Origin of the sequence: Streptomyces hokutonensis (assembly GCF_000376565.1) — a bacterium.
In the GTDB taxonomy this organism is placed as follows: Bacteria; Actinomycetota; Actinomycetes; order Streptomycetales; family Streptomycetaceae; genus Streptomyces; species Streptomyces hokutonensis.
Map to the genome: position 1 here is coordinate 149,256 of NZ_BARG01000062.1, position 18,348 is coordinate 167,603.

Here is an 18,348-nt window from a genome sequence, read left to right on the forward strand (position 1 = left end):
GCATATGCCGGCGCCGCCGGACGGAGGGTCCGGCGGCACCGTGGGGAGGGTGGGGTCGGAGGTCAGGCGGCCCAGACCTGGAACGTGGAGAACTGGGCCGCGGGCCAGCCGTTGTTGGCGGTGACGGTGACGCGGTAGTAGCGCTGGGCGGTGGCGGGGAAGGTGAGCGTGACGGTGTTCCCGGTGCTCGGGTCGAAGGTGAGGGCGGCCGAGGACTTCAGGGTGGTGAAGGCGGTGCCGTCGGTGCTGCCGCCGAGCGTCAGGGTCTGGGTGCGGGCGCCCCAGGCGGCGGGCAGTTGCAGGACCGCGCGGGAGGCCGTCCGGGCCGAGCCCAGGTCGACCTGGACCCACTGCGGGAACGCGTTGTTGGCGCTCTCCCAGTAGGTGTTCTGGTTGCCGTCCGTGACGTTCGAGGACGGGTACACGTCGTTGTGGCTGGACTCGCCGGTGGGCTTGCCCACGGCGAGATCGGTGCTGGGGGTGTCCGAACTCGCGGCGAAGGCAAGGTAGTTGAGGTTCCAGCCGCCGGTGTCCTGGTCGAGCGTCAGAACCTGTCGGCCGGCGGGCAGTGTCACCCGGGTGGTCACGGTGGACCAGGTCTGCCAGTCGCCGGTGGCGGGCAGGTCGACGGCTCCGGTGAGGTTCGTGCCGGAGGCGTCCGACAGGTGCAGCGCGCCGGTCACCGCGGTCGGGGCCGCGACCCGGAGGCCGAGGGTGTAGGTGCCGGCCGTGGCGACGTCGACCGTGTAGCGGAACCACTGCCCTGGACCGGTCCAACCCAGGTTGTGACCGCCCCCTGTGTCCGAGGTGTTGTCGAGGTCGACGCCGTCGGCCCGGTAGGAGTTGGCGTTGCCGTTGACAGAGGTGACGTTGTACGCGACGCCCTGGCCGCCGGTGTCGTAGTCCTCCGCCTGGACCGTTCCAGGCACGGCGGCCGGGGTGCCCCCGTAGGGGCCCTCGGGAGCGGGCGGCGGCCAGTGGTTGTCGCTCAACGTGGCGGTGAAACCGGTGGAGTTGTTGACGAAGGCCGAGGTGCCGGGGTCGAGTCCGGTGACCGTGTTGCCGGTGATCGTCGCGGAGCCGGTGGGCGCGGGGTAGAACGGCGGTGAGATCGAAATGCCGTTGCGGCCCGGGCAGTTGACGGTGTTGTCCTGGAGCAGGGTGTTGGTCGAGGTGGAGAAGCCGATCCCGTCGTAGAGGGAGTCGGTGACGGTGTTGCCGGCCACCGTCACCTTGTCGACGGTCCCGACGTTCTGTCCGTCGCCGCCGTTGCCGATGTGCAGGGCGGGCTGGCCCTGGCTGTAGGCGTTGCCGCCGGAGCGGACCACGGCGTTGCCGGTCACGGTCGCGGAGAGCAGGTCACTGCCGTTGACGCCGAAGCGTCCGGCGCCCAGACCGATGTAACGGGCCGTGTCGCCAACGTAGTTGTCCTTGACCAGGTGGCCGCTGCCGCCGTAGATGCCGACGCCCTTGCCTCCCCAGGGCGCGATCGAGGTGTTGTCGCTGACGGTGACATTGGTCATCGGGCTGTAGTAGGTCTTGGAACCGTCGCTGTTGGTGTTGTAGTTCACCGAGTTGATGGCGATCGCGTCGTCCCCGGTACCGCGCACGAAGTTGTTGGTGACGGTCAGGTCGTTGCCGGTGTCCGCGCCCAGAGACACGTTGTTGACGTTGATCCCGTCCGCCCAGACCGACGTCAGCCTGCTGTTCCTCACCGTCCCGCCGGTGCCGGAGGCCCAGAAGCCCGACATGGTGTGCTGGGTCCAGATGCCGTCGGCCAGCCAGTCGGTGCCGGTGGTGTCCATCGCACCGCCGTCCCCGCCGATGGTGCTCCGACTGACGGCGTTGGCGTCGATGTGGAAGTCACGCACCGTGCAGGAGGTCAGGTCGAACAGGGCTGCCAGGGGTGTGGAGTTGGGGACCGGGACGTCACGGTAGACCGTGCTGTACCAGAGCCCCGCGCCCGCGACGGTGATGCCCTGCGCGGTCAGTCCGGCGGTGCCCTTCACATAGAAGGTGCCCTGCGGGATCCACAGGATCTTGCCCTGCTGCTCGGCCTGGTCGATGCAGTTCTGGATGGCGGCCCGGCTGTCCACCGACTGGCTGTCGGCCGCGCCGTTGGTCGGGGTGCTGTCCGCCACGGCGCCGCAACTCGTGATCGAGATCGAGTCGGCCGGCTGTGCCTTCGGCGCCGGCGGGTTCTCCACGTCGACGGAGTCGATGTCGTAGAAGGACGCGCTGTTGGCGGAGTCCTTGCGCAGTGAGAAGGTGGCGCCGGCCGGGATCGGGTCCCCCGTGACGAAGGTGTGCGACTCGTCCCAGAAGACCCTCGGATCGCCGTCGGCCGGGTTCTGGTTGTCGCTCGTGTTGTAGTTCCCGTTGCCCTCGTACACCCAGCTCTGCAGCGAGTTGAGGTTCAGCGCCTGCCGGAACACGCCGTCGACGTACAGGTTCAGTGTCGCGGTGGTGCCACCGCCGGACGCCGAATCGGGGATGCTCGCGCGGACGTTGAGGAAGGAGATGGGTCGGCCGGTGGTGTTCGTCCACTGCACCGACTGGCCTGTGCCGTCCAGATGGACGTAGGAATGGCCTGAGGCCTCGAGGGCTGCGCTGGAGTACTGGGTCGTCGGGGCCGAGGTCAGCGAGCGGACGACCGCGCCTGCGGTGGGGGTTCCGGCTTCGGCTTCGTCGACCTCGAACGGGGTTGTCGCGCCCGCCGTTGCACTCGCTGTGGCCGGGTGAACTGCCGTTGGGTGCGCCGCCGCCCTGGTCGGCGGCGACTGCTGGGTGGCGGCGGCCGGTAAGACGGATACGCACATCGCGCCGACGGTGGCGACTACGGCCACCGCCAGTCGCCGGGGTCTGAGGATCGTCAGCATCTGATGCTCCTTCACGGAGTGGGGGGAACCGGCGCCCCGACCGTACAGAGCCCGCATCCAGCCCGCTAGATTACGACGAAACAAAGAATGAATTACGCAAGCCGATGCAAGTTTCTTGCACTGTCACGCAATTTATGAATGTTGCGCGTTGCTACACCTCGTTGAAGCCGCGTGCCGCGTCGTAGATGTCCAGCTCGATGACGACCACGAAGAAACTCGTCACGACGAAGTGGACCATCACGCGGTCCTCCCAGGCCGAACGCGTCACGGTGTCGGTGGTGTAGACGAGGTGACTGTCGTCGCCCTCGGGATCGGCCACGATCCGGTCGACAAGGCGCTCGAACTTCTCCCGGTCAGAGGCCGGCATGTACTCACGGAACCGCGCGACCTGCTCGGTGAACTGCACTCGTCTCTTCATCGCGGCAGGATCATACGGACGTGGGGAAGACCTCTGCCGGGATTATTACGACGGTCTCCTCGGCTACGACGCCGAGTCCTTCCTGCTGCTCGCCGCCGCGTAGGCCTGGGCCGGGGTCATCGGCACACCGTTCAGGGACACGGTCTTGTACGGGCTGACCTTGGCGCAGGTCTTGGACTGGTCGGCGGTCGAGGCGTTGGCGTTGGAGACGGCCGCGTGGGTGTCGGCGGGGGCGGCGGACGAGGAACCGCTCGAGAGCGTCGTGCCGGTGGGCCAGTCGGCGCCGATGACGAGGGTCAGGCCGCTCGCGCTGCTCTGGGTGAGGTGTGCGGCGGACAGGCCGAGGGCGGAGGCCACCGTCTGGGCCTCGGCCTTCTCGCCGGGGCCGTAGGTGAGTTTGGTGGTCGCCGCCTGTTCGGGTGCGTTGCCGGTGCTGGTGCCGGGGCTGAAGCCCTTGGTGATGAGGGCGTTGGCGATCACGGAGGCGCGTCCGCCGATGGTGGTGCCGTTCTCCACCTTTACGGCGACCTCGGCGGCCGGCACGGTGGCGGGCGCGGTCGTGGAGGGCGAGGAGGATGCTTTCTTCTTGCCGCTGCCCGAACTCAGGGACTGGTCGTTGGCGATGGCCGCGAACAGGGACTTGGCACCGGCCGCCGGGACGACCCGGTCCGCGTTGGCCGGGTCGGCACCGGTCTGCATGGTGGTGAAGGTCATCCGCTTCGACGGGACCTTGTCCAGGTCGGTCGCCAGGTCCACGAGCTTGCCGACGCTGCCCAGTCCGGTGTCGACGGTCAGGGCCTTGGTGGCGGCGTCGGCCAGGGAGTACACCTTGGCGGGATTGGCCAGCGTGCCCGCGCTCTTGAACTTGCGGATCATCGCGCTGAGGAACAGGTGCTGGGAGACGGTACGGCCCAGGTCGCTGCCGTCCCCGAAACCGTGCCGGGAGCGCACGAACTCCAGTGCCGCGGTGCCCTTGAGGGTGTGGGTGCCCTTGGCCAGTTTCAGGTGCGAGTAGGTGTCGTAGACGTTGTCGCTGACGCAGACCGAGACCCCGCCGACCGCGTCGGACATCTTCACCACGCCGGCGAAGTCGAGCATCACGAAGTGGTCGATCGTGATGCCGGTGAGCTGGTGCACGGTCTTCACCTGGCACGCCGGGCCGTACTGGAGCGCGCTGTTGATCTGCCCGTAGTAACCGGCCGTCGCCTGGCTGCTGTCCGGGTCCTTGCAGGCGGGCACCTGGGTCATCGTGTCGCGCGGCACGCTCATCACGGTGGCGTTGGAGCGGTCGGCGGAGACGTGCACCACCATCTCCACGTCCGCGTTGTGGCCGACGGTCGAACTCCCGGAGCCGCAGCCGCCGCCCAGTTTGCAGTCGGCCGCGTTGTTCCGCCCGTCCGAACCGATCACCAGCAGGTTGATCGGTGTACGGCCGAAGGCGTCGGCCTTCTCCTTGCCTCCCGCGCCGTCGTCGAGCGCGACACTGTTGATGTTGCCGTTCAGGTGCTGCCAGAGCCAGGTGCCGACTCCGGCGGTGACGAGGATGAGCGCCGAGACCGTGATCAGGGCTATGCGGGCGGCCTTTCGGCGCCGGGCCACCGGTTTGGCCCGGCGTCGCGAGCGATGGCCGCCGCTCCTCGCCGCCTGCCGCGCCGCGGCCCTCCCGGCGGGTGGCCGATGGGCCGACCCTTCGTCCGCTCTGCGCGGGCGTGGCATGCCGGAGCGATCCCTCGTGGCCGCACGGCCGGACCTCTCGCCCCGGGGGTCGCTCATCCACCACTCCCTACGCTGTCCTCGACACCGGCACCGACCGCCGCCCCGACGGGCGGCACCGACGGGCCGAGCCGCACGTCAGGGCCCAGCCCACGGGCCGGATGATTGCGCAATATAGCAACTGTCATCACTTCCGCCTCTGGGCTCCCCCTTCCGCGGTCCCCAACTCGGATCGGGCGAGGCCCTGTTCGGCCGCGCAGCCTCTCGCCTGCCCTACCGCGCAACGGCTTTCCCGGCCTTCGCCCAGTTGGCGTGCAAGCGGTCCAGGTACGACTGCGCCTGGCTGCCCGGTGTCGCACCGCGGGCGAAGGCGAGCATGTTGCCCGCGCCGGTGTTGTAGCCGAGGGCGAGGAGGTCGTCCTTGCCGAGGGAGGTGTGGCGGGTCGTGGGGAGTTGGGCCGCGAGGTCGTGCAGGTACCAGGCCTCGGCCTCGATGGCGAGGTCGCGGTCGTCGGGGAGTTCGTCCCAGCTGCGGTCGGCGAAGTCCCGGCCCCGCTTGACCTCGTCGAAGGTCGCGCGGTGCATGTTGGCGATACCGAAGGCCGCGTCCGGCTTGGACCGCTGCCAGGCCCGCTCGAAGGCCGCGTCGTGCGGCTTGTACGCCTCGTTGTAGAGGATCGCCATCACCAACTGGGCGCTCACCCCGGCCTGTTGGGCCCTGGCGCGGACTTGGGGCGCGTAGGCGGCGGGGTCGTAGGAAGAGGCGGTGACCCGAGGTGAAGGACTGGCCGAACTCCTCGGTGAGGCCGATCCGGACGCCCCCGGCCCGGTCGAGGGGCGCGGAGTCGCGGCCTGCGGGGTGTCGGCCGCGCGTACGAGGACGTAGACGACGACCGCGAAGACCACGAGCGCGAGCCAGCGGCGCCGGGACCGGGGTTCGGCCATCTCCCGCCTTCTCTCGGGACGGCGTGCACATCCGGGACCGAACGTACCGCAGGCCCTTCCCCTGGGCAGATGTCCCCCCATCACCGGGAATTTGGCGAGAACCAGTACTCTGCCGCTCGCGTCATACGGCAGTGTGCCGATGGCCTGAACTGTGGGGGGACCACGTGAGCGGTGAAATCTACTTCAGCAACAACTACCGTGATCTGTGCGTGCGCAACGGAACGGGGGCCGGTTTCCAGTTCGAGTTCTCGTGCGCCCGCTGCTACGACACCTGGCGTTCGCCGTTCGAGGCGTACGTCGGTGAGCGGGCCGCCACCTGGCTCGGCAAGGGCGTCGATGTGGCCTGGAGTCTGCTGGGCAGCGCGGGCCGGGGAGTGTCGTCCGCGGCCGACGGGCTCGCGGGCGCCGGCTGGGGACAGGCCCGTGACCACGCCTTCCAGCAGGCGATCGACAACGCTGAGGGGCACTTCAACCGCTGCGCGCGCTGCACCGACTACGTCTGCGGACGCTGCTGGAACGCGGCCCAGGGCCTGTGTCTGCGCTGCGCGCCCGACACCGCGGCCGAGGCCATGGCGGCCCAGCAGCGCGGCCTCAACGACATGGCGTCCCAGCGGGCCTACGCCGCGGGCCAGCAGGCCGGGCAGGGCTACGACCCCTCCACACCGCGGCAGTTGGTGTGCCCGCAGTGCCGGACCGAGACCCACGGCGCCGCCTTCTGCTCCGGCTGCGGTTATCACCTCGCCCAGTCCACCGCGTGCGCGTCCTGCTCCGCCGTGGTGCCGGACGGCGCCGCGTTCTGCCCGGGGTGCGGAACACGGCGGTAGCGCGGTCGGCGGTGTTACGGATGCCCAAGTCCGCGATGAGGCGCGGCAGTTCGCAGTTCGCGGGGGCGAAGCACAGTCGGCGCTCCCGATTCCCGACCCGTGCCGCTCGGCACGGGTCGGGAGCGGTCACAGATGGGCGGTCACGGCGGGCAGCAGGTCCTGGAAGGTGCGGCCGGCCGCGGGTTCGCCGATCGCCTTCAACTGCCAGCCGCCACCGGCTCGGTAAAGTTTCGCCATGATCTGGGCCGTGTAGGTGCCACCGCCGCTGAGGGTGTAGCGGGCCAGTTCCTGTCCGGTGGTCTCGTCGATGAGCCGGCAGAAGGCGTTCTGCACCTCGGCGAAGGTCTGTCCGGTGAACGAGTTGACCGTGAAGACGATCTGGTCGATGTGGACGGGGACGCGGCCGAGGTCCACCAGGATCGTCTCGTCGTCACCGGTGCCGGCCCCGCCGACCAGGTTGTCCCCGGTGTGGCGGACGGAGCCGTCATTGCTCGTCAGATGCTGGAAGTAGACGACGTCGACCGACTCCCGGCCCGCGAAGAGCAGGGCCGAGGCGTCCAGGTCGATCTCGCGGGGACCGGTCAGCTTGGCCAGGAATCCCTTGCGGGGCGCGGCCTGCCAGCCGAGCCCCATGCGTACGGACGTCAGGGCACTGCCGTCGGACTTGCTGAGACTGACCTGCTGGCCCTTGCCCAGGTTGACGGACATGCGCGGTCTCTCTTTCTGCCGTTCGGCGGGCTGCTGGACGAGGAGTTCGGGGCCCGGGGTCGGACTTCTCAGACACCGACCCCGAAGTCGGCGGCGATGCCGGCCAGCCCGGCGGCGTAACCCTGCCCCACCGCGCGGAACTTCCACTCCGCGCCGTTGCGGTAGAGCTCGCCGAAGACCATGGCGGTCTCGGTCGACGCGTCCTCGGACAGGTCGTAGCGGGCGAGTTCGGCGCCGCCGGCCTGGTTGACGACGCGGATGAAGGCGTTGCGGACCTGTCCGAAGCTCTGTCCGCGGGAGTCGGCGTCGTGGATCGAGACGGGGAAGACGATCTTGTCGACCTCGGCCGGTACGGTGGCGAGGTCCACCTTGAGGGACTCGTCGTCGCCCTCGCCCTCACCGGTGAGGTTGTCGCCGGTGTGCTCCACCGAGCCCTCGGGGCTCTTGAGGTTGTTGTAGAAGACGAAGTGCTGGTCGGAGGGGACCTTGCCCGACGCGTCGAGCAGCAGCGCGGAGGCGTCCAGGTCGAAGTCCGCGCCGGTCGTGGTGCGCACGTCCCAGCCGAGTCCGACCAGTACCGCGGTGAGGCCCGGCGCCTCCTTGCTCAGCGAAACGTTGCCGCCCTTGGACAGGGAAACACCCATGACTCGTCCCTCCACGCATGCCGACGATCCGGGTCCGAGGCACGGACCCGCAGCTAGAATCTACAACAGTGTAGAAATCCGCGGGAGGTCGGCACCGCCGGTCGGCCCCGCGTCGCTACGATGTGGCGATCGCGTCCCCGCGGCGGCAGGAGGAGAACGGAACGTGGCGAAGCCGGATCCGCGTCCCCCGCGCCGGGCACAGGGCGCGCTGGAGACGCAGGTGCTCACCGTCCTGCACACCGCCGGGACGCCGGTGACCGCGGCCTGGGTGCAGGAGCACCTGGACGCCGATCTCGCCTACACGACCGTGATGACCGTGCTGATCCGTCTGCTGGAGAAGCAGGCCGTGACGCGCAGGCGGGAGGGCCGCTCGTTCGTCTGGTCGCCCGCCGCTGACGAGGCGGGGCTCGCCGCGCTGAAGATGCGCAAGGTGCTCGATCGCGAGCAGGACCGCAGGGCGGTACTGGCCAGCTTCATCACCGCCCTGCCGGAGGACGACGAGCAACTGCTGCGCGCCCTGCTGGACCAGGCGGCCGACGAGCCCGACGAGTCGGCGGGCTGACGCCCCGTGGGTGTCTTCGTCCTCCTGCCGCTGCTCCTGCCGTTGACGGCCTGGCCGATCGCCCACCTCGCCACCCAACACCTCCACCCCCGCGCCGCCACGACCCTGCTGAGCGTCGTGGCCGCCGTCATGGCCGTGTGCAGCACCCTGTGCCTGGGCCTGCTGATGGTGGTCGGTACCGCCCAACTCCCCGGCAATCCACTGCCGGACGGCTGGTCGGACCCCGAGGTACGGGAGAGCGTGCCCCAGGACGAGATCGCGGGGAAAGCCGCAATTCCCTTGCTCCTGGCGGTGGTTGCGGGCTGCGGCCGGACCCTGTGGCGCCATGTCCGCGTACGGAGGCAGGCTCACGCGGCGCTCACCGGCCTGCGCGACACCCCGGTCGCGGTCCTCCCCGACGCCGAGCCGTACGCCTACGCCCTGCCCGCCGGTCCACGCGACCGGATCGTCGTGTCCACCGGCATGCTCGACCGCCTGGACAGCCGGGAGCGCCGAGCCCTGTTCGCGCATGAGCGGGCCCACCTCACCGCCCGCCACCACCGCCACCTGCTGATCGCTCAACTGGCCGCGCAGGCCAACCCGTTCCTGGTGCCGCTGCGCACGGCCGTCTCCTACGTCGCCGAGCGCTGGGCGGACGAGGAGGCCGCGCACCGTGTCGGCAGCCGCAAGGCCGTGGCCCGCGCGATCGGCAAAGCGGCGCTCGTCCCACGCGGCACGCCGGGACCGACGCTCGCGGGCCTCGCGGCGCCGGGCCCGCTCCCCCGCCGTGTCGCCGCGCTGCTGGCGCCGGCGCCTCCGGCACGCACCTGGCCGCCGCTGTTCACCGCCGTGGGCCTGGCGCTCTGGAGCGCCGCGGCGGGTGCGGCCCTGTCCGCGACGTTCTCGGCGAACTCGGCGGTGACCCTGCTGCTCCTGCTGCACGCGGCGACTCCGCTGTAGCGACGGCGCACGCGGTTGCGCCCCACAGGCAGCAAGATTCCGACAAGGTTCCGGCAAGAACACCTCTCCATCGTCGTCACGTGCACCGAGCGCATCCGCGCGGGGGACGTGGGACAAAGGAGAGGGAATCAATGCGAGCAACACGACGGACAAGCCTGGCTTCGTTCGCGGCAGTGGCGGCGCTCGCCGTCCCGGCACTGGTGGTGGGCAGCCCGGGAACGGCGTCGGCCGCGTCCGACACGGCCGCCGCCGAGGTCCCGTGCACCGGCTTCACCAACGTGAGTCTCGGTGGCGACTGGTACCTCCATGTGCCGTCGGCGGGTTCGGGAAACTACAACTGCGTCGTGGTCCGGGGGATGAAAGGCCTCCCCGTACTGGTCGTGCAGGAGAGCCTGAACGCCTGCTTCGACCAGAACATCGCGGAGGACCGGGACTTCGGCCCCGCCACCGAGCAGGCGGTGCGGAACGCCCAGACGCAGATCAACAACAACTGGCACTCCCACGTGGTGGACGTGGACGGCCGTTTCGGCCCCATCACCAGCTCCTACTTCCACTTTCAAGCATACGACTACTCCAACGGCCAGAACGGCAGGCACACGGGCGTCTGTTACTACTGACGCTCCCTGACGTCTCCGCGCGCCGGCCCGGCCGGCAGGCCGAGCCGGCGCAGCCGGGCTCGGACGCCGTCCGAGTCCGGTACGCCGAGTTCGTCGAGGATGTCCGCCGCGCTCCGGGCGGCCCGCTGTGCCGCCTGGGCCTCGCCGGCGGCCCGGTGGCTCTCGCCGAGGTGGACGAGCACGTCGGCCTCGAAGTAGCGGTCGCCGAGGCTGTGGAAGAGCGCGACGGCGTTGCCGTAGCAGTCCGCGGCCCTTCGGTGGTCGCCGAGGTGCTGGTGGGCGTAGCCGAGGCTGTCCCAGGTGTCCGCCTGTCCGTCGCGGACGCCGAGTTCGGTGAAGAGCTCCAGCGCCCGCCCGCACAACTCCACACACCGCCGGTGGTCGCCGAGCTGCGCGTGGTACCAGCCGACCGCGTTCAAAGCCCGCGCCTGTCCGGCCCGATGGCCCAGGGACGTGTACTGGTCGAGGGCCTCCTGGGCGCAGGCCAGGGCTTCGGGACAGGCGTCCCGCCGGGCGTGCAGGCGGGCCAGGTCGAGGTGGGTGTGCGCCACTTCCGTACGGTCGTCGAGGGCCTTGTGGAGGTCCAGGGCGCGGGCGAGGTGGGTGAGCGCGTCGTCCAGACGTGTCAGGCGGGTGTACGCACGGCCGAGGCCGCGGTGGGCGTCGGCTTCGCCGACCGGGGAAGCCGAGCGGAGTGCGGCGTCCAGCGCGGCCTCCTGCGCCGCGGCCCAGTCGGACCAGTGGCCGCGGCGCTGCAGAAACGTGCTCAGGGCGCGGGTCAGCTGCCAGACCGGGGCATCCGGCGCCCGCGTGGCGGTGCCCGACCGGTGCACCACCGCGAGGAGTACCTGGTGCTCGGCCGTGCACCAGGCAAGGGCCGCTCCGTGGTCCGCGGCGTGTTCGGGGGAGACGCCGGGCACCACGGGCGGCAAAGCGATCGGGTCGCGGTGCGGATCCAGCATGCGGTCGGCGGAGTGGGCGGAGTGCAGATAGTGGCCGAACACGCGGTCGTGGGCGGCGCGCGTCTCGTCGGCCGCGTCCGCGGTGCCGGCGAGTTCGGCGGCGTACATCCGTAAGAGGTCGTGGAGTACGTATCTGCCGCGCGAGTACTCCGTGGCCAGACAGCTGTCGGCCAGCACGGTCAGCAGTCGGTCCGCGCTGTGGACGGGGAGCCCGGCCAGGCTCGCGGCGGCGGCCACGCCGATGTCCGGCCCGGGGTGCACGCCGAGGAGCCGGAACATCCGGGCGGCCTGCGGGCTCAGGGTCCCGTACGACCAGGAGAAGACGGTCCGTACGTCCGCCCGGGTGTCCTCGTCGCCGAAGCTGTCCAGCCCGTCGGGTGAGGCCTGGGCGTCCCGGAGTTCGGCGGCGAGCCGGGCCAGGCCGAGCCGCGGCTCGATGGCCGCGCGGGCCGCCACGATCACCAGGGCCAGCGGCAGCCGCGCGCAGCGGCTCACGATCTCGTCGACCGCCAGCGGTTCGGACATGACACGCTCGGCCCCTATCCGGCGGGCGAGCAGCCGTCGGCACTCCGCGGCGGGCAGCACGTCCAGGACGAGGCTCCGGGCGCCTTCCAGGGCGATCAGGCCGGAGAGCCGGTTCCGGCTGGTCACCAGGGTGAAGCAGCCCGGACTGCCGGGGAGGAACGCCCGCACCTGTTCGGCGTCGCGGGCGTTGTCGAGCATCACCAGCATCCGCCGTCCCGCCAGCAGGCTCCGGTACAGCCCGGTCTGCGCCTCCAGGCTCACCGGCATGTGCTGCGGGAGCACGCCCAGTGCCTCCAGTAGTCGGGGCAGTGCCTCCGCCGGGGTCACGGGCGGCCGCGAAGGCTCGAAGCCGTGGAGGTTGACGTAGATCTGGCCGTCCTTGAACCAGTCGGCCACCCGGTGCGCCCAGTGGACGGCCATCGCTGTCTTCCCCACGCCCGCGGTGCCGGAGAGGGTCGAGACCACCGCCACCGCGGGACTGCCGATGCCCTCCGCGAGGATCTTGTCGAGCCGGGCCAGCTCCTCCTCCCGGCCGGTGAACGCCGGTACGTCCAGGGGCAGTCGAGCCAGAACCGGCGTGGACCGGGGCCGCGCCGCGGGCGGCGGAGCCGTGGCCCGACCCGGCTCGTAGGCACCTTGCAGGATCGCCCGGTGGATCTGCCGGAGCTCGGTCCCGGGGTCGGCGCCGAGCTCCTCGGCCAGCCGCTTCCGTACCTCGGCGAAGCACCCCAGGGCCTCGGAGCCGCGCCCCGCCTCGTACAGCGCCCGCATCAGCGCGGCCACCAGCGGCTCCACGAGCGGGTGTTCGCCGATCAGCTCGGGCAACCGGCCGATCACCACCGCATGGTTGCCCACCGCCGTCTCCGCGTCGGCCCAGGCCGTGACCGCGTCCAGCCGCTGCCGCTCCCAGGTGTCGCGCATCCGCGACACCCACTCCCCCGACAGTCCGGTGAGCGGCTCCCCGCGCCACAGGTCCAGGGCCTCGCGGAGCATCCTCACCTGGTCGGCGTCGCTCCGGCCGGCTCTGCGGGCGTCGGCGACCAGGCGATGGAACCGGTGGAGGTCCACCTCGTCGGAGTCGGTGTCCAGCACGTAACCGCCGCCGCGCCGCAGCAGGCCCGGCGGGCGAACGCCCCCGGTGGCTGCCAACACCTGCCGGATACGGGCCACATGCGCGTACAGCGCCGAACGCGACCCCTCCGGCGGCTCCTCACCCCACACCCGCCTCATCAACGTCTCGAGCGGCACCGCCCGTCCGGCGTCCACCGCGAGCGCCGCCATCACACTCCGCCGCTGCGGAGGGCCTACGTCGACGGGGCCGCGGCCCACTATCTCGACGGGCCCGAGAAGTCTGAACGTCACCACGACAACCCCCGGCGATCGGACGCGCGCACCGTCCGCACTCTGCCCTGGCCGGTCAGCCCTTTCACCGGCGTCGCCCTGTCGACGCCTCCCAGGCACCAGGTCACGACACACGCTACGCACGCGTAAGACAGCCCGACAAGGTTCCCGCCGGTCAGGTCTTCCCCACGGGAATCTCCTCCTGGCCGAACGTCCTGCTCCCCAGGCGCTCCCCGAAAACGATCAAAGGGGCCGCTTCAGATCTCTCTGAAACAGCCCCTGATCCACGACTTCGAAAAGTCGGGACGACAGGAAAACAGGCATCTTCCTTGAAGGCGCTCTGCAGTGAACCAAGCACTGGTCGGGAGATCTCCTGCCGGAAGGCTCGCAGGGCCTTGGTGCCGAGGGCGAAGTCCCCCACCAAGGTCCGTCGGACGCCCTTAACGGGGACTGGGGCCGACCGGGTCCGTGAAGCCTATGTCTCCGAAAGCCTGGGCAGCCCACTGCCGGACTGTTGGATGCTCGTCCAAGTACGCATCGGCGAGAAGAGAAGGACCGAAGACGTCCTGTAACAGCTTGTCCCGGAATTCACGGGAGAGCCTGTCCCGGTCCGCGGCCAGCTGTCGCAGAACGCGAGCGAGCAGGACATGCCGGTTCGCGTCATTCTCTGGGCGGCTGTAGTCAATGACTCTGAGACATGTCTCGTAGGACTGCTGGAGTTCTTCCGTGGTCGTGGGACCACTGGAAGCCATCCACAGCGCGAGGATGGCCTGCGCGGCGGAGACGGCTCGTCCGCCGGACGGGACGCCGAACGCCGTGGTGGCGTCGGTGCCTTCGCGGCCCGCTGACGCCGCCACGTCCAGGGCCTCGATGATCGGCAGCAACGCGTGCCATGCGATGTCCTCGGCAAAATCACAGGTGAAGTAGCTTTCCCGGCGGAGGTCTTCCACCGACGCATGACTCCATCCCACCCACCCCTCCACGTTCTCGGGGTGGCTGTTGGAGACCCAGAAACCCTCGGGGTCGGGCGGCGTCCAGGGGGCGATGCTCAGAGAGATGTCCCGCTCTCCGAGCGTCCAGGTGCGTTCGAGGCGTAGCCGGGGGGCCAGGCTGGCCCATCCCTCGATGGTGAACTGGGAGCGCCAGAGCATCGCATGGCAACGCCAGTCGTGCTTGACCGACGGGGTCTGAGGGAACAGGTCGCGGCCGGTGACCGGTTCGGGGTGGCCTGCCATGAGGATGAGAACGACGAGGTTCGCCGAGTATGCGGCGTGCCGTGCGGGCATGCTGACCTGCTCCGGGCCGTAGCCTTCATGGCCGCCGTCCTTCCAGGGGGCGAGGGCGCCGCGGAAGGCGGTGAGCAGGACCTCCCGGGCCAGGGCGCGTCGGTCCACCGGAAGCCGTTGCATCAACGAGGTGAGAAAGTCGATGATCTTCCCGCGGATGGTCAGCGGGGAGAAGGACAGCAGCGCGCGAAGGAATCCATCGTCTCCACTGTGCCGCCTGCGCGCTGAGGCGACCAGGGCGAGGTCATCGAGTTCGCGAACGGTAAGGCGCGCCACCAGATATTCACCGAAGGTGGCATGCAGAAACTCGCACGAGGTGAGCCTGACGTCGTTGCGCAGGGCCTGTGCCTCGTGGATGAAGAAGAAGCGGCCGACCAGCGTCTGCGCGGGGGTGGCTGCGGCATGGAATCCCGTCGCACCGCGGGGTGTGACAATATCGCCGAGCATGGCGACGAGGTCGCCGGACAGTTCGTCCTCCGCTGCCCACTGCCGACCTCGGTTGAACATCGTGAACGCGGCGACCGACAGCAGTAGCAACTCCTCCTCGACCGCGGTCTGCAGGGGGCCTGTGTGCAACTCGGGCCGGGTCTTGCGGACCTCACGCTCGGCGAAACTCGTGAGGATCCGCTCGTAGAGGTCTGCCTCGTCGAGGCCCTCGCCGTAGCGCTGGAGCGCGTTGCCGGCAAGATCGTAGAGGGCCAGCATCATCAGCAGCAGCGGCTGGGCCGCGAGGTCCGGCTGGAGCAGCACCACGCTCGCCGGGAGCGCGTTCAGCCCGTGCTCCGTCAGGTAGGCGGAGTTGTGGTTGTTCCAGACCGTCAGCCAGCGTTCCACCTGGCTCTCGGAGAACGCCTCCAGCCTCAGAGCCACGGCTCCCGACTGCGGGATCCGGGCCCGGTCGGCGACGGCGGTACGGCTGGTGACGATCACGGCCACCGGCCGTCCCTGGTCGGCCTCCCGCTCCTGAAAGCGGGTGATCTGTTCCAGATAGTCGGTCTGGCCGGTTCCGGTGGCCTGCAGGAGTTCGTCGAAGCCGTCCAGCAAGACCACGGGGAGCGCATCGCCGGCCGACCGAGCCAGCACCGGCCAGGAGAGATTCTCTCCGGTGGCATCGCGGATCGCGTACTCGATCTGGGACTGCAGATCGGTGTCCGCCGGCACTTCCCGCAGCGAGACCCTGATCGTCAGGAAGTCGCGGGCGGGTAGACGGGCGGCCAGCGCCATGGTCAGCACGGACTTTCCCGATCCGGGCTGCCCGAGTACGACCAGCGGGCCCTCTGTGGCGCGGGCCGAGGTCAGATAGCCGGCCAGGAACTCCTGCACGTCTTCCTGCACGGGGAACTCCTGCCACCAGGACTCCCGGTCCAGCCGGGCGGAGACCGTGGCGGGGGCCGCGCGGTAGCGATGGTTGATGTAGGCGACAGCCAGGGACGGAATGGTCAGGCCCGCGGGCACCTCTCCGGTCGCTACGATCGGCCGCTCCAGGGTGTTCCGGTACCGGCGGGCCAGAGCCTCGCGCCGGTCGTCCGGAGAAGCACCGGACGCGATCTCGCCGAGGACTTGCCCCAACCCCTCCAGTCCGGTGTGCAGTTGCCGGAGCTGTTCATGGACCGAGCCGAGGCCCTGTCGGTGCGTCCAGAACGCCACCTCGGGGAACTCGGCGGCAAGCCGCCGCAGGTGCTCCTCGTAGCCGCGAAGGGCGAGCGCTGGTATCTCGTCGGCCAGGCAGCCGTTGAAGCCGGCCTGCATGTCGGGGCTGACCGCGTTCCAGGCATCGAGCCCTTGCACATAGGTGCTGATCCGGGCACTGACGGAGGCGTAGAACCGCCGCAGTTCGTCGGACGGTGCTTCCCCGCCGAACGGCAGGCACTCTCCGGGCACGCTGGTGTCACGGAGAATGCCGGCAAGGTCTCCCAGCCTGTCCGAGGACGCCGACTCCCCAGTAGCCAGCACCACTTGGGAGGCTCGGCGCCGTGGGAGCGCTTCTCGGTCGAAGGGAAGCTCGACCGTGCTGAGTGCCTCGAAGTACGAGGTCAGAACGATGACCTTGTGCGCGGCCGTCAGCCGTTCGGTGCGGTCGATGCGGCTCAACCCGTGCAGCCGGTCTCGCAGGCGCCCCACTAACTGCCCGCTGACTGCGGCCAGTTCACCTTTCGCGTCGAAGAGATTGAGTGCAAGCTCGCTGCCGCCTCCGGTCGCCAACAGGAGGAGTCCGCCTGTCAGTCGGTCGATCGCCCTCACCAACGGGCTGTCGCCACCCAGCAGTTTGACGGCATCGGCGTAGCACAGTGCACGTGGCATGAACGACCCCCGTATGTGGACTGTCAGTGTCGAAGGGATGCGGGCTCGACAGTTTCGGTCTCTCTGGGGACGATAGATGACAGGAGCACTGGGTGGGCGCCTGACTACGGAGACGCCACAAGCCGACCTCGGTGGACAGCGCCCGGACCGACGCGCCGGTGCCTGCAGGGCAGTTGACGAGGAGGCTTTCCGCCGTGGAGGCGGTCTCGGTTCGGCCACCACATCGAAAACCCGAAAGGGCTCACTGATCCGGGCAATTCGCCGTCGCCCGCATGGCCGTCATCGCCTCGTCGAGGGAGTGATCCACCAGCAGCACACCGTCGACGCCGGTCACTTCGAAGACCCTGCGGATCACGCTGCTTTCTATGACGACACGCATCGAGCCGCCCAAGGCCCTGACGGCGTCCAGATGGGCCAAGAACGTGTTGAGCCCGGCAGAGTCCAGCAAGGCCGCCTCCTCGAAGACGACCACGTAGTGCACACGGCCCTGCGTCCGGAGATCTCGCAGCAGTTCGGCAACGAACCAGCTGCTCGCGTAGTCGAGCTCCCCGCCGAATCTCACCACGGCGCAGCTCTCGCAGAGCTGAGTGGACAACGTGATCGGGTCGGCGAGTCCGGGACCCGCCACGAAGTCGCCCTCTCCGCAGGACGACTTCGTCGCTCCGGACTCCTGCTCCGCGGTCGGATCAGGTGCACCGGCGGACGCACCGACTCGGCCATACAGGTGGGTCTCGATGTCCGTCCGCATCTCGACGGCCGACTGATAGCGGTCGTTCGGCTCCTTCACCAAGGCCCTCAGGGCTACGGCGTCCACCGCGGGCGGGATTCCGGCATCGAAGACGCTCGGTGGACTCGGGTCCGCGCGCATGTGCTGGTACGCGATCGCGACCGGGACGTCCCCGATGAACGGCGGGCGACCGGCCAGAAGTTCGTACAGCAGGCAGCCCGTCGAGTAGAGGTCGGAGCGGGCGTCGACCCGCTCACCCTTCGCCTGCTCCGGGGAGAGATAGTGCACCGTGCCTGTCATCGCGGCGGACCGTCTCGTCGAGACACCGACACCGCCCATCGCGCGGCCGATCCCGAAGTCTGTGACCTTGACCTGGCCCGTGCGCGTCAGCATGACGTTCGCTGGCTGAACGTCACGGTGGACGACACCCTTGCGATGGGCGTACTCGAGAGCCCGCAAGACCTCGACAGTGATCTCCAGGCACCGTTCGGGCGGCATCCTCCGTCCGGGGCGCAGCAGTTCCCGCAGGGTGACGCCGTCGACGTACTCCATCACGATGTACGGGACGCGGACGCCGTCGACGCAGTCCTCGCCTGCGTCGTACACCGCGACGATCGCGGGGTGGTTGAGTCGGGCGGCCGACCGGGCCGCCCGCCGGAACCGGGCCAGGACGGACGCGTCGTCGGCGAGGCCCGCCCCGAGCGTCTTCACAGCGGCGGTACGGCCCAGCCGGGTGTCACGAGCCCTGTGGACCTCGGTCGCCCCGCCCCGGCCGAGCAGATGACCTAGCTCGTACCGGTCGGCGAGCCGGAGAGGCCGCACGGTGCTCGCCTCTGCCTGCGGGACGGCGGCGATCGGGCCGGATCTCGGATCAAGCGGGCCGGCCGTGAGATCGAGAGGGCCGTTTCCGGCGAGGTCGCCCCGGGCCGAGTACGCGATCACCACCCGGTGTTCCAG

The 18,348-nt window shown here is 69.8% G+C and carries 13 protein-coding genes and 1 pseudogene; 4 read left to right on the plus strand and 10 right to left on the minus strand.

The window, feature by feature from the left end; translation table 11 throughout:
- Nucleotides 1-62 precede the first annotated feature (62 nt).
- From SSP08S_RS36920 to SSP08S_RS36935, 4 genes are all read right to left on the minus strand, one after another.
- Entirely contained in the window at nt 63-2,879 is a 2,817-nt protein-coding gene (locus SSP08S_RS36920) for a carbohydrate-binding protein (protein WP_019072678.1), read from the minus strand.
- 151 nt (nt 2,880-3,030) lie between these two features.
- On the minus strand, nt 3,031-3,297 hold the full coding sequence (locus tag SSP08S_RS36925; protein ID WP_169400767.1) for a hypothetical protein: 267 nt from the start codon (nt 3,295-3,297) through the stop codon (nt 3,031-3,033).
- 63 nt (nt 3,298-3,360) lie between these two features.
- A complete protein-coding gene (locus SSP08S_RS36930) occupies nt 3,361-5,070 on the minus strand; it encodes an LCP family protein (protein WP_026179151.1) in 1,710 nt (569 codons plus the stop codon).
- A 213-nt stretch (nt 5,071-5,283) separates the two neighbouring features.
- Nucleotides 5,284-5,955, minus strand: coding sequence for a hypothetical protein (locus SSP08S_RS36935; protein ID WP_019072681.1), 672 nt, complete (start codon nt 5,953-5,955; stop codon nt 5,284-5,286).
- 164 nt (nt 5,956-6,119) lie between these two features.
- Here SSP08S_RS36935 and SSP08S_RS36940 point away from each other — a divergent pair, with 164 nt between their 5' ends.
- Nucleotides 6,120-6,779, plus strand: a complete 660-nt coding sequence (locus SSP08S_RS36940; protein WP_019072682.1) for a zinc ribbon domain-containing protein — start codon at nt 6,120-6,122, stop codon at nt 6,777-6,779.
- Between the two features lie 126 nt (nt 6,780-6,905).
- On the opposite strand, the gene SSP08S_RS36945 is transcribed toward SSP08S_RS36940, so the two are convergent.
- Together SSP08S_RS36945 and SSP08S_RS36950 are read right to left on the minus strand one after the other, a co-directional pair.
- A complete protein-coding gene (locus tag SSP08S_RS36945) occupies nt 6,906-7,487 on the minus strand; it encodes a TerD family protein (RefSeq protein ID WP_019072683.1) in 582 nt (193 codons plus the stop codon).
- Nucleotides 7,488-7,555: 68 nt separating this feature from the next.
- The gene (locus SSP08S_RS36950) at nt 7,556-8,131 is read right to left on the minus strand and encodes a TerD family protein (RefSeq protein ID WP_019072684.1); all 576 of its coding nucleotides are present in this window, start codon (nt 8,129-8,131) and stop codon (nt 7,556-7,558) included.
- A 163-nt stretch (nt 8,132-8,294) separates the two neighbouring features.
- On the opposite strand from SSP08S_RS36950, the gene SSP08S_RS36955 reads away from it, so the two are divergent.
- The 3 genes from SSP08S_RS36955 to SSP08S_RS36965 all read left to right on the plus strand — a co-directional run bounded on the left by SSP08S_RS36955 (nt 8,295) and on the right by SSP08S_RS36965 (nt 10,249).
- On the plus strand, nt 8,295-8,693 hold the full coding sequence (locus SSP08S_RS36955) for a BlaI/MecI/CopY family transcriptional regulator (RefSeq protein ID WP_019072685.1): 399 nt from the start codon (nt 8,295-8,297) through the stop codon (nt 8,691-8,693).
- A 6-nt stretch (nt 8,694-8,699) separates the two neighbouring features.
- Nucleotides 8,700-9,632: a M56 family metallopeptidase gene (locus tag SSP08S_RS36960; RefSeq protein WP_019072686.1), complete on the plus strand. Its 933-nt coding sequence runs from the start codon at nt 8,700-8,702 to the stop codon at nt 9,630-9,632.
- A 131-nt stretch (nt 9,633-9,763) separates the two neighbouring features.
- Entirely contained in the window at nt 9,764-10,249 is a 486-nt protein-coding gene (locus tag SSP08S_RS36965) for a peptidoglycan-binding domain-containing protein (RefSeq protein ID WP_158697265.1), read from the plus strand.
- Here the strand turns inward: SSP08S_RS36965 and SSP08S_RS56605 are convergent.
- The 4 genes and pseudogenes from SSP08S_RS56605 to SSP08S_RS63780 form a co-directional block, all read right to left on the minus strand.
- Nucleotides 10,243-13,098: an AfsR/SARP family transcriptional regulator gene (locus tag SSP08S_RS56605; protein WP_078532636.1), complete on the minus strand. Its 2,856-nt coding sequence runs from the start codon at nt 13,096-13,098 to the stop codon at nt 10,243-10,245. The two genes, SSP08S_RS36965 and SSP08S_RS56605, sit on opposite strands and share 7 nt — an antisense overlap.
- A gap of 419 nt (nt 13,099-13,517) precedes the next feature.
- Nucleotides 13,518-16,664 carry an NACHT domain-containing protein gene (locus SSP08S_RS56610; RefSeq protein WP_019072689.1) on the minus strand — a complete coding sequence of 1,049 codons (3,147 nt, stop codon included), beginning with the start codon at nt 16,662-16,664 and terminating at the stop codon, nt 13,518-13,520.
- Nucleotides 16,665-16,905: 241 nt separating this feature from the next.
- Nucleotides 16,906-17,292: an STAS domain-containing protein gene (locus SSP08S_RS64625; RefSeq protein ID WP_369407109.1), complete on the minus strand. Its 387-nt coding sequence runs from the start codon at nt 17,290-17,292 to the stop codon at nt 16,906-16,908.
- 63 nt (nt 17,293-17,355) lie between these two features.
- Nucleotides 17,356-18,213, minus strand: a pseudogene (locus tag SSP08S_RS63780) (protein kinase domain-containing protein); the annotation flags it as partial.
- Nucleotides 18,214-18,348: the final 135 nt, after the last annotated feature.

Excerpts from the sequence above, each read along its gene's own strand:
- SSP08S_RS36920 (WP_019072678.1), bottom strand. The coding sequence starts at position 2,879 with ATGCTGACGATCCTCAGACCCCGGCGACTGGCGGTGGCCGTAGTCGCC.
- SSP08S_RS36925 (WP_169400767.1), bottom strand. The coding sequence starts at position 3,297 with ATGAAGAGACGAGTGCAGTTCACCGAGCAGGTCGCGCGGTTCCGTGAG.
- SSP08S_RS36930 (WP_026179151.1), bottom strand. The coding sequence starts at position 5,070 with ATGAGCGACCCCCGGGGCGAGAGGTCCGGCCGTGCGGCCACGAGGGAT.
- SSP08S_RS36935 (WP_019072681.1), bottom strand. The coding sequence starts at position 5,955 with ATGGCCGAACCCCGGTCCCGGCGCCGCTGGCTCGCGCTCGTGGTCTTC.
- SSP08S_RS36945 (WP_019072683.1), bottom strand. The coding sequence starts at position 7,487 with ATGTCCGTCAACCTGGGCAAGGGCCAGCAGGTCAGTCTCAGCAAGTCC.
- SSP08S_RS36950 (WP_019072684.1), bottom strand. The coding sequence starts at position 8,131 with ATGGGTGTTTCCCTGTCCAAGGGCGGCAACGTTTCGCTGAGCAAGGAG.
- SSP08S_RS36965 (WP_158697265.1), top strand. The coding sequence starts at position 9,764 with ATGCGAGCAACACGACGGACAAGCCTGGCTTCGTTCGCGGCAGTGGCG.
- SSP08S_RS56610 (WP_019072689.1), bottom strand. The coding sequence starts at position 16,664 with ATGCCACGTGCACTGTGCTACGCCGATGCCGTCAAACTGCTGGGTGGC.